Raw genomic sequence first — 13706 nt, 5'->3', positions numbered from 1 at the left:
AACGTGCACCCGGAACTGCCCGGCGGCGGCACAGTCCCGAGGGCGCCGCACTGGGCAAAGACGGAGGGAGACCATCCATGACCGACTCGCCGACCGCCCCGACCCTCCCGATCGTGGTGCACACCGACGACCGGATGACCCGCGACGCCGTCGAGGCCTACCTGCGGGCGTCGTCCCGTCTTGCGGTACTGCCGCCCGAGCGGCATGCCGAGGCAGCCGTCGCCCTGGTCCTGGCCACCGAGGTCGACGACTCCACGATGGACCGCCTGCGCGAGGTCAGCGGCCCGGTGATCGTGCTGGTCGCGGACCGGATCGGTGAACGGCACCTGCTCCAGTCCTTCGCCCTCGGCCTTGTGTGCTATCTGGACCGGGCCCACTCTTCGATGCCACAGATCCGGCACGCCGTCTGGGAAGCCGGCCGCGGCCACTCGATGCTGCCCGGGGAGCACATCCGCTCGCTGATCGACCGGGTCCGCAACCTCCAGCGGGACGTACTGGAACCGCACGGGCTGGCGCTGGCCGGCTTCGCAACCCGCGAGATCGAGGTGCTGCGGCTGCTGTCACAAGGTCTCAACACCGCCGAGGTGGCGCGGGAATTGAACTACTCCGAGCGCACCATCAAGAACATCCTGGCCGGGATGATGAGCCGACTGCGGCTGCGCAACCGCTCCCACGCCGTCGCCCACGCCCTGCAAACCGGGGCCATCTGAGGACCCCGCCTCACGGGGAGATCCGGGCGGTCCGTGCGAGGTCGCCCGTCCCGCCCGGTCCCTCGGTGGTTCAGCCGGCCAGACGCACCGGCAGGTCCTCCGGGAGCAGCCCGGTCAGGTCGTTCACGTTCGGCGCGGCCAGCGCACCGATCCGTCCCGCCTGCCGGGTCATCATCGTCTCCACCAACTGCCTTGCGGTGCGGGCGTTTCCGAAAGACCGACCGCGCGGCAGCGTGCCAAAGTGGGTGCGGACCGCCTCCACGGTGTCGGCCGACAGCCGGTAGCCGACCTGCTCTGCGTGCTCGCGAACGATGGAGACCAGTTCGTCGGTGCTGTAGTCCTCGAACGGGATGTGCCGGTTGAAGCGGGAGGCCAAGCCGGGGTTGGAATCCAGGAAGCGGTGCATCTCGTCGGTGTAGCCAGCCGCGATGACGACAATCTCGTCCCGGTGGTCCTCCATCAGCTTGAGCAGGGTGTCGACCGCCTCCTGGCCGAAGTCGTTGCTCGATCCGGCCGGAGTGAGGGTGTAGGCCTCGTCGATAAACAGGACACCGCCCAGCGCACGAGTGAACGCCTCCTTGGTCAGCTGGGCGGTGTGGCCGACGTACCGCCCGACCAGGTCTGCGCGGCCGACCTCGACCAGCTGGCCGCGCGGCAGCACCCCGAAGGAGCGCAGCAGTTCGGCATAGAGCCGGGCCACCGTGGTCTTGCCGGTACCCGGCGGGCCGACGAAGACCAGGTGGTGGCTGAGCCTGGGCGTGGGCAGCCCAGCGGCCTCCCGGGCCCGGGTGGCGGCGAGCAGGTCAACGATGCCCCGCACCTCGGCCTTGACCGCCCCGAGTCCGGTCATCGCGTTGAGCCTGGCCAGCGCGTCCGAGTCGCCGGGAGCAGCCTTGCTGCCTCCCCGGACCTGCGCGGCGGCGTCGTCGCCGACGTCCTCTGCGGTCAACAGGGCGAGGTCGTCCTCGGAGACCTGACCCTGGGTGGCGAGCCTGAAGGCCTGCCGGTCGACCATCTCCTCGAAGACCTTGCGGGCCGCCCGGCCGTTGCCGAACCCCGCGTCCCTGGGCAGGGCAGTGAACAGCACTCGCAGCGCCTCCACCGCGAGGGGGTCCAGGGCGTAGCTGTGCGCCTCGCACATGTTGCCGACGATGGTGACCAGTTCGTCGACGGTGTAGTTGACGAACTCGATGGTGCGGGTGAACCGGGAGGCCAGGCCGGGGTTGGCGGCGAGGAAGCTTTGCATCTCCTTCGAGTAGCCGGCCACGATCACCACGACCTCGTCACGATGGTCCTCCATCAGCTTGACCAGGGTATCGATGGCCTCCTGCCCGAAATCGGCGCCGGATCCCTTGTCGCCGAGCAAGGTGTACGCCTCGTCGATGAACAGGACACCGCCGAGCGCCTTCTCGAACACCTCCGTCGTCTTGATTGCGGTGCCGCCGATGACCTGCGCCACCAGGTCGGCCCGGGCGACTTCGACGATGTGCCCGGAGCGCAGCGAGCCCAGGTCCGCGAGGATCGAGCCGTAGAGCCGCGCCACGCTGGTCTTGCCGGTGCCCGGCGGCCCGGCGAAGACCAGGTGCCGGCTCATCGGCGGTGCGGGCATGCCGAGCCGGGCCCGATGCTGTGCCAGCCGATTGAGGTTGATCAGCGTGGTGACCTGGTGCTTGACGCCTTCCAGACCGACCAGTGCGTGCAGGTCGCCGAGCGGAGTTCCGGGGGCCGGAAGGTCGTCCTGACCCGCCCCGGATCCGGCGGGCAGCTCTTGCGGCGGTGCGCCGTCCCAGACGTCGGTGGCACCGTTGGCGGCAGACACCAGCCCGTCGACTCCCAGCCGCGAGCCGGGCCGGGAGTGTCGCAGTCCGGCACCCCGGTTACCGCGTACCTGGCAGTCCGCGACTGTGACCTGCTCGGTGCTGTCGACGCGGATGCCATCGCCGCTACAGTCGTGGAATTCGCAGGCGTTCAGAGAGGCCCGGCCGCCCGCCGCGATCAGCACGCCGTGCGCACCGGAACCGGCCACCCGCACCCGGGTCAGTGACAGTTCGCCGCCGTCCTCGACCGAGACGCCCTCGGTGCCGGAGCCCTCGATGTTGCAGTCGCGCAGGGAGCCACGCCCGCGTGCACCGACGGACACTCCCGCCTGGGTGCAACCACGCAGGGTCGCATTGGTAACGAAGGGGTTACCGTGGCCTTCGATCCTGATGCCGGACGAACCCGCCTCCTCGATCTCGCAGTGCTCCAGCCGTCCCCGACCGTCCTCCGCGACGTGCACGCCGTGGCCACGGGCCCGGACCACCCTCGCTCGGCGCAGCAGCGGGTTTGCGCCGGCCCGGATGCCGATGCCGACCCCGAGCGCGTCCACGACGTCCAGCCGGTCAAACTCGGCGACCGATTCGTCGCCGATCTGCACCGCCACGCCTTCCGCGTCGCGGACCAGGGTGCCGGTGAGAACCGGCGCGGAGGACTCGGTGATCCGGACGCCCGATAGGGACGCCGCGGCGAAGGTGCAGTCCTCGAAGGTGCCCCGGGCCTTGCCGGTGATGAACAGCCCGCTGCCCCGGGTGCCATCCGTGGAACACCGGCGCAGCAGCGGGTCGGACCCGCCTGCGACGACGATGCCGTGGCCGCTGGTGTCGGCGACCCTGACGTCTTCCAGGACGGTGCGGGAGGTACTGGTGACGTAGACACCGACGGTAACACCGGTGACCTCGGTAGTGCGCACCGCAAGGGTGGTGGCACCCTCCAGCGCGAGGGCAGGCTTGTCGGCGGAGGACACGGTGCAGTCCTCCACCTCACCCCGGGACTCACCGTTGGCAAGGACGCCGTTTCCCCGGGCGTCCCGGAACCGGCAGCCGCGGGCGGTGATGCGGCCCCGTTCCAGCACGGCCAACGCGGTGGTGCCGAGGTGTTCGACGGTGCAGTTGTCGACCACGGAAGCGGTCGCCGAGGTGACGACGATGCCAGCTCCGATCGGGTTCGTGACCCGGCAGTCCCGCATCGCCAGCGACCCGCCGTCGCTGGAGAGCACGGCAACCCAGGCGGTGCCGACCACCTCGCAGCCGTCCATCGCGAGCTGGCCGCCGACGGCGTGCACCACCGGCACGTCCGACTCGCCACCGCGCAGCAGTAGGTCGCTGACCATGACGGCGTCGGCGGCCAGGGTGAGCGCCCGGTCCCGGCGCGGGCAGATCTCGACCGAGCCGCGCGGCCCGTCGGCCGCGAGGGTGAGCCGGTGCGCGATGACGAGGTTCTCCTCGTATCGACCGGGACGGATGCTGATCACGGCACCGGCGCGGGCGTGCCCCAGCGCGGCGACGATCGTGGTGAAGTCGCCCCCGCCATGCTGGTCGACGGTGAGCACCTGACGTACCACGCGGTCTCCTCGATGTCGGTCCGGCCGGACCGAGCCGAGCCGAGCGGGTGGTCCGGACGGCCGGCCGGCGGGGTGCGGCACCTCGTCGACCGGTCGACCCCGGACCCGGCCCAGGTTTCCCCAAGTCCGCGGTCCGGGGCCACCGCACGTTGACGTATTCAGGCCCGGCCGCGTGAGCCCCACCGGACGACGTAGACGACGACGTAGACGTAGTCGAACCCACCCCGCCGACCGGCCCGGTGACGTATTCGTGCGACCGGTCACGCAGACGACGCCGCGGCGGCCCGCGGGCTCCCTACGATCCGGAACCATGTCAGAGCACTTCGCCATGCTCCCCCGCCGTGCCGCCGGCACCACGCTGCCGGCCGTGCTGCTTCTGTCGGTCCTGCTGCCGGTCGGCCCGGCGACCGCGGCGGGGCGTCCGGCCGCCGACCCTTCCCCGTCCGCGTCCCAGGCCCCGCTGCCGGTCGTGGTGAACGAGCTGGCCGACAACGCTCCGTGCCGACCCGGCTCGACGGTCACGGCGCGAGCTGAACCGTGGACGCAGTCCCTGCTCGGCCTGGACGCGGCCTGGGCACTCACCCGGGGATCCGGCACGGTGGTCGCGGTGGTGGACACCGGCGTGGACGGTGCGGCGAAGGCACTGTCCGGCCGGGTCACCGCGGTAGGCGACGGCGGAAACGACTGCGTTGGCCACGGCACCTTCGTCGCCGGCCTCGCAGTCGGCGGCCCAGTGGAGGGGCTCCCGTTCACGGGCGTGGCCCCGCAGGCCAGGGTGCTGGCCGTACGCGGCACTGACCTGCGGGGCCACGCCACGGCAGACTCGGTCGCGAGCGCTCTGCAGCAGGCGGTGGCGGGCGGCGCGAAGGTGGCCGTGGTCCCATTCGCCCTGGCTTCCTCCTCACTGGCCCTGGACGCGGCTCTGCGGTCCGCCGCCGAACATGACGTGCTGGTGGTCGCCCCGGCCGGGCCCGATTCCGCGACGAACAATGGGGAAGGGGCCCCGCCTCCGCGCGACTACTGGCCGGCCGCCGCCGACGGCGTGCTGTCCGTCCTGGACTTCGGCGCCGACGGCAGCCGCCTCACCGAAGCACCTGAACCGAAGCACGCGGACCTGGCCGCCCCGGGCGACCGGGTGGTGGGGATCGGCCCGCGCGGCGACGGTGTCCTCACTGGCTCTGGCCCGTCCCTGGCGGTCGGGCTGGTGGGCGGCGCGGCGGCCCTGGTGCGTTCCTACCGGCCCGGGCTGACGGCCGCTCAGACCGCTGCCCGGCTCACCGCCACCGCCTTCCCGGCCGACGTCCCGCGGTTGGACGTGGCGGCCGCTGTCTCCGCCACCGTCGCCGCGCCGGGCGCGGCGCCCACGTCGGCCCGGCCCGCGGTCCTGCCGCGGCCGGTCTCCGACGGCGGTGCCCGGCGGAGGGCGGTGGCGATCACGCTCGGTGCAACGGGTGTGGCGGTCACCGTCGGGGCGGCGGCCTGGGCCGTCCCGAGAGGACGCCGACGCGGCTGGCGGGCCGCTCATTGAACGGCGCAACGCGGACAGCGGGCACCAGCCCACGCACCCACCCGAACGACCACCCGCGGCCCGTGGGAACTGTCCTGAACACCGAGACGGACCATGACGAGAGGAGGCACGGATGAACGAGGCGATCGCAGGACTGTGCCGACTGCACCTGAAGATGCCGGACCGGTCGGAGGACCTGGCCGTACCGGACGACGTACCGGTCGGCGACCTGCTGCCGGCCGTTCTGGAGTTTGCGGGGATCAGCCCCGAACCCGTTACCGCGCCCGGCAGCGGTTGGGTCCTGCAGTGCCTCGGCGGGGCGCCGCTGGACGACGAAACGACCTTGGCCTCGGTCGGCCTGCGCGACGGCGAAACGGTCCTGCTCCGACCGCACCACAATGCGCTGCCGCCCTTGGTCAGCACGCCCCGCACGGCCGAAGCCGCAGCGGCGTCACCCGCCACCGCCACCGCCGTGGTGCGGGCCCGCCTGCTGCGCGCTGCCGCCGTCGTGGCGGCGGCCGCCGTGTGGGCCGTGGCCGCGTACGGGGGACAGCCGGCGACGGTCGCCTGTCTTGCCCTGCTGCTGCTGACCGCCGCCCCCGTGGTCGCCTGGGCCCTGCACGACGAGGCCACGGGCGCGGTCCTCGGCCTCGCCGGCACCGCGGGTGCGGCACTGGCGGGCTGGCTGCTGGCCGACTCGGGGCTGACCGGCCACGCCGCGGCCCAGACGGTATTGGCGGCGCCCATGCTGGCGGCCGGTGCCGGTGCGTCGGCCGCCGCCGTCACCGTCGTGGCCTGGTCGTCCCGATTCCGGCCAGCCGCCGCAGGAGTGGGCGTTGTGGCGGCGTTCGCCCTGCTCGCCGGAGGCACCGCACTTCTCCTCGGACCGTCACCGGAGCACTCAGCCGCAGTGACCGCCGTCCTGGCGGTCGCCCTGACCGGCTCGGTGCCGGTCCTGGCTTTCCGGGTGGCCGGACTGCAGCTGCGGCCGCTGCCGACCTCGCCCAGCCAACTCCAGGACGGCATCGAACCGTTCCCCAGCGCCGACGTGGCCCGCCGGTCCGCGGTCGCGTCCTCCTGGCTCACCGCATTGTTCACCGCTACCGGCGCGGTCTGCGCGGTCTGCGCGGTCACGCTGGCGCTGGAGGGCACGACCGACGCCGTGACGACCGCGACGGTGCTGTCGCTGCTGCTGCTCCTGCACGGCCGGCACCAGGGCAGCGTCCGGCAGCGGCTGCCCGTGCAGGCGGCCGGAACGGCCGGTGCCGCCGCCATCCTCCTCGGCCGGGCAGCCGCCGGCGCACTGTCGCTGCCCGGGCTGGTCGGCTGCCTGCTCGGCGCGACCGCCGCGCTAGCCCTGGCCGTCGGCATGCTGCCGGGCCGTCGACTGGTGCCGTACTGGGGCCGGGCCGCCGAACTCGCGCACTCGCTCGCCGCCTGCGCCCTCCTCCCGCTGGCGCTGTGGGTCCTCGGCCTGTACGGCCACCTGCGCGCACTCACCAGCTGAGCAGCAGCGGCCGGCGGCGCGCGCCGCACCCCCCGCAGTCCCGATCCTGTCCCGCCCGGCCCGACGTCCGACCCTCGCCATCCCTCAGGAGGTCCCGTGCAGACCAAGCGTGACCAGGTGCAGGCCCACATGTTCCTCATGGGCCGGCTCGCCTCTGGCCTGCTTCGTAGCAACCCCGACAACGACGGGAGCCCCGGCGTCCGGACCCACAAGGGCCTGGCGGTGGGCCTCGCCGTGTCCGGCGTGCTTTCCGCCGGCGCGGCCCTCCTCGGCCTGGTCTCCCCCGGCGGCGTTGACTCCTGGCGGGCCGACGGCACCCTGGTCATCGAGAAGGGTACCGGGACCCGGTACCTGTACCTGGACGGCCGGCTGCGTCCAGTCCTCAATCAGGCGTCGGCCATGCTGCTGGTCGGCGCGGGGAAGGGTCCGGTCGAGGCGTCGGCCGGCGACCTGGCCGACACCCCGCGCGGTGCCCCGCTGGGCACTGCGGGCGCCCCGCAGAGCCTGCCTGCCACGACGGCGCTCAGCGACGCGCCGTGGCAGGTGTGTTCTGGGCTCACCCGCGACACCGCCGGCACGGCCACCGCCGCCACCCGCTTGACGATCGGCTTCACCGACCCCGGCCAGGCCCTGCAGGATACCGAGGCACTACTGGTGCAGGGTCCGGACGGCGTCCGCCACCTGGTGTGGCATGGAACCCGGCTCCGGCTGGACACCGAACACGGCGCCCAATCCGCACTCGGACTCGGTTCGGCAGCGGCCCGGCCCGTCTCGGCGGCCTTCATCAACGCCCTGCCGGTCGGGCCCGACCTCACCCCGCCCCACGTCACCGACCTGGGCGCGGCCGGACCCGACCTGGCCGGCACGAAGACCAGAATCGGCCAGGTCTTCGCGGTGCAGGTGCCCGGATCGGCCGTGCAGTACCACCAGCTGACCACCTCCGGGCTGGTCCGGCTGACCGCGCTCGGCGCCGCATTGACGCTCGGCGATCCGGAAGTCCGGGCCAAGGCGTACGACGACGGCGCGCCAACCGCGGTAGCCATCTCCGCTGCCGCCGTACAGGGCCGCAGCGCTACGATCGACGCGAGTCCTGGCAGCGGGCTGCCGGACGCGCCGCCGCACCTCGCCTCGGTACCCGTCGGCAGCCTGGCCTGTGCCCAGGTCCGGCCCAGCGCCCACGGCGGAGCACCGGTCGCCGTCTCAACCACCATTGTCCACGCCGCCACGAACCCCGACGACATCACCGACCAGCCGGCGGACCACGTGGCCGGTGCCTGCCTGCCGGTGGACCTGGTCGAAGCGAAGGCCGGACACGGCGTACTGGCCCAAGCCCTCAGCAGTACCGGAACGGCCCTCGGAGACGCCCGTTACCTGGTCACCGATTCCGGCGTCCGGTACCGAATCACCTCCGACGACGCCCTCGCCGCCCTCGGCTACAACACCTCCGAACTCCAAGGCGTACCTTCGGCGTTGCTGCTCATGGTGGCCGCCGGACCCGACCTGGACCCGGCCGCGGCCGCCTCGGGTCGCACCGAGTCGGCACTGCCCGGCTGCCCGGCCGGCGTGGGTGCCCCGAGCATCGCTGCGACCGGCACAGGCCGGTAATCGCGGCGGGCCTGAGGACCGCTCCGGCCCGCAGGCTCTACCAGTCAGAATGCTTACCTCCGGCCTCTCCCCTGATGCCAGGATCGTGCCAGGGCCCGGACCTCTCCGTCCGCGGCCGGTTCGTCCCGGTGATCCCGCCACGGCCGGCCCCAGCCGCATGTCCCTGTCCGCGTTCTCTCCCGATCGACGGCGATCGGCCCCTCCTCGAGACTCCCCGCTCCCCGCAACGGCACCCGCCTGCCCTGATACCGCGCCCGACAGCGCCGGAGCACAAGGCCTCGCCCCTCCTCGACCTCCGGAGACCCCGAAATGACCCCGATGACCGTCAGACTCATCGCCGACGACCCGATCACCGAAGCCGGAGCCACCGGTTTCCTGGAACGCTGGAACCAGGTGAAAGTGCTGACGCCCGAGGATGGCGGGCACGCCGAGGTGATCCTCGCGCTGCTCTTCGACCTGACCGAGTCGAAGCTGGCCCGAATCCGCGAGGCAGCCGCCATGTCGCTGCACCCGGCGGTCCGGATCGTCATCGTCTCTGACGAGATCACGGAGTCCCACCTGGCACACTCGGCCACGGAGTCCGGCCTTGTCCTGCTGGTACGGCGACGCACCACCTTCACCGCCATCCGCGACGCGGTCCTCGACCGCCACGTCCGCCCGTCCTACGGGTCGGAGCACTCCTCGGCCCTGCTGATGTCTCCGGCGAACGAACATGTCCGCCCCACCGCCGACAGCGCGCACCGCGGTCGAACTGCGGTCGCCACCCGCCCGCATACCCGACGGACGAGTGCCGGGGTGCTCCGAGAGGTCTTTCCCCCGCTCGCCGCCGACTCCAAGGCCCTTCAGCCGCGCGAGGTGGAGGTCCTGCGGCTGCTGGCAGCCGGGCAGAACACCGCCGAGATCGCCGTCGCGCTCAGCTTCTCCCAGCGCACCATCAAATCGATCATCCATGACATGCTCACCCGTCTGAACCTCCGCAACCGCCAGCACGCCGTCGCCTACGGAATCCGTACCAACGCGCTGTAGCACCGATGCCGTGAGCGCCGGCGGCGCGGCCGTGCGCATCGGCCGGGCGTCAGAACACCGACCAGCCCGTCGCGGTCGTGAGCGCGTCCAGGGCCGCGACCCCCAGCACCGAGTTGCCGGCGGCGTCCAGCCCGGGGCTCCACACGCACACCGCTCCGCGCCCCGGCAGCACCGCCAGCACCCCGCCACCGACGCCGCTCTTGCCCGGCAGCCCAACCCGGAAGGCGAAGTCGCCTGCGGCGTCGTACGTCCCGCAGGTGAGCATTACCGCGTTGACCCGCTTCGCCTCGCTGCGCGACAGCAGCCGCGAACCGTCCACCCGGATCCCGTGCCGTGCCAGGAAGAGCCCCGCCAGCGCCAGGTCCTTGCAGGACGCGGCGATCGCACAGTGCGCGTAGTAGTGCGCGAGCACAGAGTCCACCGGGTTGCGCAAGCTCCCGAAGCTCGCCATGAAATGCGCCAGTGCCGCGTTGCGGTGACCGTGCCGCGCCTCCGACTCTGCGACAGAGTCGTCCGTCCCCACCGCGGGGTTGCCCGACTCAGATCGCAGGAAGTTCCGCACCGCGCCCGCCGCGTCCCCCGTCAGCTCCAGCAGCCGGTCCGTCACCACCAGCGCACCCGCGTTTATGAACGGATTGCGCGGAATCCCCTGCTCGCTCTCCAACTGCACCAACGAGTTGAACGGGTTGCCTGAGGGCTCCCGGCCCACCCCGCGCCACAGCCGGTCCCCGCCCTCTGCCAGCGCCAGCGCTAGTGCGAACACCTTCGCGACCGACTGGACGGAGAACGGCTTCTCCCACTGCCCTACACCGTGCACCACACCCTCGACCGTCGCCAGCGCCATCCCGAACGCCGACGGGTCCGCCTCCGCCAGCGCCGGAATGTAGTCCGCCGACCGTCCCCGGCCCTGCTGGACGAACGCCGCCGCCCGTGCGTCCCGCAGCAGCTGCCCGTAGTCCATGCCGTCGTCGTCCACACGCCCATTGAATCTGACGGCGAAGGCCGCAGGCCGCTTCCCCGCAGGCATCGCACTGTTTGTTGATCTGGATCTCTGAGCTCTTTCAACGGCGCCCCGGACGAGTGGTGAACCGACTGCCGTTGACGGACTTTCGACCTGCCGGATCTCGCCAGCGGGCGCACCCCCGTGCGCCCGCGCTGTCACCTGATCGGTGGCCGAGTTGAAAGAGCTCTCTGACTGACGCTCAGCAGTCACGGCTTGGCCGGTCGTTGTCCAGCCGGACAACCGGACAAGCTCAGCCCCGTCCGCGGGCGACGCGGGTTCAGGGTGGGCTTGATCCGCTTGTCCCGCGTCAAGCAGTTGGCGGGTTTTCGGGTTCGGGAAAGTTGGGGACGAGGGGGTCTGCGGCGCCGGTGTGGACGTCGTGGGGCCGGTTCCAGGCCAGGGCCTCGTGCGGTCGGACGGTGTTGTAGTCGCGCCGGTATTCCTCGGCGTGCCGGACGAGGTCGAGGGCGTCGGGTATCTCCTCGAGGAACAGCTTCTCGTACTTGAGCGAGCCGAAGCCGCGCTCGCGTGAGCCGTTCTGCCCGGGCGTGCGGACCCGGGTGCGGACGTGCCGTCGCTCCGGTCGGGTGGCGATGAACGCCTCGATGCGGAACGAGCGGAACGGTCCGCTGTTGTCGGTGACGATGGTGACCAGCGGCTCCACGGTCCCGTCCGCGTCGCGCGGGGCGAGCTCGGCCAGTGGCTTTCCGGCCAGCGACTCCGCTTGCTTGATGGCGAGTTCGATCGCGGCGATGGCGTCGTGCTGGTTCGCGGTGGGCGACACATGCCAGCCCAGCTCGTACTTCGACCAGTAGTCCCGGCAGCCCGCGAGCCGCCAGGTGCCGCCCGAGGCGGTCTCGAACTCGGAGAAGTCGAGCTGCCAGACCTGGTTCGGGCCGCTCGGCCCGGTCGCGAAGGCGGCCTAGCGGCGGGCAGCGAGCTGCCGGCGTTCGCGCTGGTAGTTCGCCTCCAGCAGCAGGCCCTCGTCCCGCAGCAGCCGCAGCACGGTCGCCCGAGAGACGCGGTGGCCGTCCCAGCGACACATCGCCCAGACCTTGCGGTGGCCCCAGGTTGGGTGCGCGAGCGCGTGTCGGCGGGCGGTCTCCCGGACGCCCTCGCGGGCCGGGCGCGGCCACGGTCCTCTGGCCTGCGCGCCCTGGCGGGCGCGGGCCTGGTGGCGGCGCCAGGTCCGCTCGGGCACGCCGATGAGCCGGTAGAACCCCGCGGTCGGCATGCCCGCCTCGGTGCGGATCACCTCGAGGTCCTCGAAGGGCCCAGCCGGCCCTCCGCGGACTTCTTCCACACCCGCAGCTCGACCGCGGCCTCACCCAGTGCCTGGGTCAAGTCGGCGACCTGGGCTCCGAGTTGCTGTTCCCGGGTGCTGGGACCGGACTTGCCAGCGAGGCCGGCCCGGCCGGCCTCCAGGAACTGGCGCTTCCAGGTCCCGATCGACTGCTCGGACACCTTCGCCCGCCGCGCGGCCTCGGCAACGGTCATCTCACCGGCCAGGATCGACAGCACGATCCGGACCTTCTCCTCCGGCGGCAGCGCCGGTGGCCTCACCATGATCGATCAGACTCCTTCAAGCAGGGGCCTTCGCCCTGAGTGGTGGACACGCTGATACTGGATCTGCTTGATCCGGAGGAAGCGAGAACACCGCCGATGGCGATGAAGGACTACTCGGACGAGTTCAAGGCCGATGCTGTGGCCCTGTACGAGTCCACGCCCGGGGCGACGTACAAGGACATCGCCGCCGACCTTGGCATCAACAGGGCGACCCTGCGCGAGTGGGTACTGAGGGACCGCGGACGCCGCGGCCTCGACCCTGCCGCCGCTCGGCCGGGTGCGAACGCGCCGACCGGGGCAGGACGGCCGGCCGCGTCCGCCGACCCGGACGAGCGGATCCGGCAGTTGGAGGCCCGGGTGGCCGAGCTGGAGGCGAGTGAGCGGAAGCTGGCCACCGAGCGGGACATCCTGCGCAGGGCGGCCAAGTATTTCGCCGGCGAGACGAACTGGTGAGCCGCTTCCAGTTCGTCCACGACCACCGGGACGCCTACGAGGTGAAGCGGCTGTGCCAGGTCCTGGACGTCAACCGCTCCAGCTACTACAAGTGGCTCGGCGGCGCCGGAGCCAGGGCCGTCCGCCGTCGCGAGGACGAGGTCCTGGCCGAACGGATCCGCCGGATCCACGCGGACTCCGGTGGCGCCTACGGCTCGCCGAGGGTGACCGCGGAACTGCGCGAGAGCGGTGTGCGGGTCAACCACAAGCGGGTCGCCCGGGTCATGCGGACCTACTCCATCGTCGGTATCCGCCTGCGGAGAAGGGTCCGCACCACCGTCCCCGACCCGGCCGCCCAGGCGGTGCCGGACCTGTTCGAGAGGGACTTCACCGCCCCGGAACCGGGGCGCAAGTACATGGGCGACATCACGTATCTGCCACTTGCGGGCGGGGAGTTCCTCTACCTGGCGACCGTTTTGGACTGCTTCAGCCGCAAGGTCGTGGGCTGGTCGATCGCCGACCACATGCGCACCGGCCTGGTCACCGACGCGCTGCGGATGGCGGCCGCGACACGCGGCGGCCTGGACGGCGCGGTCTTCCACAGCGATCACGGCGCGCAGTACGGGTCCCGGGCCTTCGCCGGCCTGTGCTCGGAGCTGGACGTCACCCAATCGATGGGCGCCGTGGGCAGCAGCGCGGACAACGCGGCCTGCGAGAGCTTCCACGCCTCCCTCAAACGCGAGACCCTTCACGGCGCCCACGACTACGGCGACCCCGCCACCTGCAGGAGGCCGTCTTCGCCTGGCTGGTCCGCTACAACACCCGGCGCCGGCACTCCGCCAACGGCCACCTCAGCCCCAACGAATACGAACGACGCCACCACACCGCTAAACTCACGCTCGCCGCGTGACAACCGACCGCGTGTCCACCTTTACGGGCGAAGGCCCCAGCAGGACCCGCAAGAAACGAGC

Annotated in this window: 10 protein-coding genes and 1 pseudogene; 6 read left to right on the top strand and 5 right to left on the bottom strand. The window is 72.0% G+C overall.

All coding sequences use genetic code 11. The annotated features are described in order from the left end of the window. The first annotated feature begins 77 nt into the window (after nucleotides 1–77). Nucleotides 78–710 (top strand): LuxR C-terminal-related transcriptional regulator, encoded by a 633-nt coding sequence (locus tag BX266_RS27095; protein ID WP_218969267.1) that lies wholly within the window; start codon nucleotides 78–80, stop codon nucleotides 708–710. Nucleotides 711–780: 70 nt separating this feature from the next. On the opposite strand, the gene BX266_RS27090 is transcribed toward BX266_RS27095, so the two are convergent. Next, entirely contained in the window at nucleotides 781–4089 is a 3309-nt protein-coding gene (locus BX266_RS27090) for a right-handed parallel beta-helix repeat-containing protein (protein ID WP_099903998.1), read from the bottom strand. A gap of 310 nt (nucleotides 4090–4399) precedes the next feature. Here BX266_RS27090 and BX266_RS27085 point away from each other — a divergent pair, with 310 nt between their 5' ends. The 4 genes from BX266_RS27085 (at nucleotide 4400) to BX266_RS27070 (ending at nucleotide 9734) form a co-directional block, all read left to right on the top strand. Continuing rightward, complete coding sequence (locus BX266_RS27085; protein ID WP_099903996.1) at nucleotides 4400–5617, top strand: S8 family serine peptidase; 1218 nt, start codon at nucleotides 4400–4402, stop codon at nucleotides 5615–5617. A 112-nt stretch (nucleotides 5618–5729) separates the two neighbouring features. Next, nucleotides 5730–7103, top strand: a complete 1374-nt coding sequence (gene eccD / locus BX266_RS27080; RefSeq protein WP_099903994.1) for a type VII secretion integral membrane protein EccD — start codon at nucleotides 5730–5732, stop codon at nucleotides 7101–7103. 96 nt (nucleotides 7104–7199) lie between these two features. Further along, nucleotides 7200–8708: a type VII secretion protein EccB gene (gene eccB, locus BX266_RS27075; protein ID WP_099903992.1), complete on the top strand. Its 1509-nt coding sequence runs from the start codon at nucleotides 7200–7202 to the stop codon at nucleotides 8706–8708. 318 nt (nucleotides 8709–9026) lie between these two features. Next, nucleotides 9027–9734 (top strand): LuxR C-terminal-related transcriptional regulator, encoded by a 708-nt coding sequence (locus BX266_RS27070; RefSeq protein ID WP_259464870.1) that lies wholly within the window; start codon nucleotides 9027–9029, stop codon nucleotides 9732–9734. Nucleotides 9735–9783: 49 nt separating this feature from the next. Here BX266_RS27070 and BX266_RS27065 read toward each other — a convergent pair whose 3' ends face one another. The 4 genes from BX266_RS27065 to BX266_RS27055 all read right to left on the bottom strand — a co-directional run bounded on the left by BX266_RS27065 (nucleotide 9784) and on the right by BX266_RS27055 (nucleotide 12303). After that, nucleotides 9784–10695, bottom strand: coding sequence for a glutaminase (locus tag BX266_RS27065; RefSeq protein ID WP_099903987.1), 912 nt, complete (start codon nucleotides 10693–10695; stop codon nucleotides 9784–9786). Nucleotides 10696–11044: 349 nt separating this feature from the next. After that, entirely contained in the window at nucleotides 11045–11521 is a 477-nt protein-coding gene (locus BX266_RS39345; protein ID WP_259464869.1) for a transposase, read from the bottom strand. 138 nt (nucleotides 11522–11659) lie between these two features. Further along, the gene (locus BX266_RS39340) at nucleotides 11660–11992 is read right to left on the bottom strand and encodes an IS3 family transposase (protein ID WP_099904149.1); all 333 of its coding nucleotides are present in this window, start codon (nucleotides 11990–11992) and stop codon (nucleotides 11660–11662) included. Continuing rightward, a complete protein-coding gene (locus BX266_RS27055; RefSeq protein WP_099903985.1) occupies nucleotides 11989–12303 on the bottom strand; it encodes a helix-turn-helix domain-containing protein in 315 nt (104 codons plus the stop codon). Before BX266_RS27055 ends, BX266_RS39340 begins: the two co-directional genes overlap by 4 nt. Nucleotides 12304–12399: 96 nt before the next feature. Between BX266_RS27055 and BX266_RS27050 the strand changes: the two are divergent. Next, nucleotides 12400–13645 (top strand): annotated as a pseudogene (locus tag BX266_RS27050) (IS3 family transposase). The last annotated feature ends 61 nt before the right edge of the window (nucleotides 13646–13706 follow it).

Origin of the sequence: Streptomyces sp. TLI_171 (assembly GCF_003610255.1) — a bacterium.
Classification (GTDB): Bacteria; Actinomycetota; Actinomycetes; order Streptomycetales; family Streptomycetaceae; genus Kitasatospora.
This window is presented reverse-complemented; position numbering and strand designations above follow the sequence as displayed.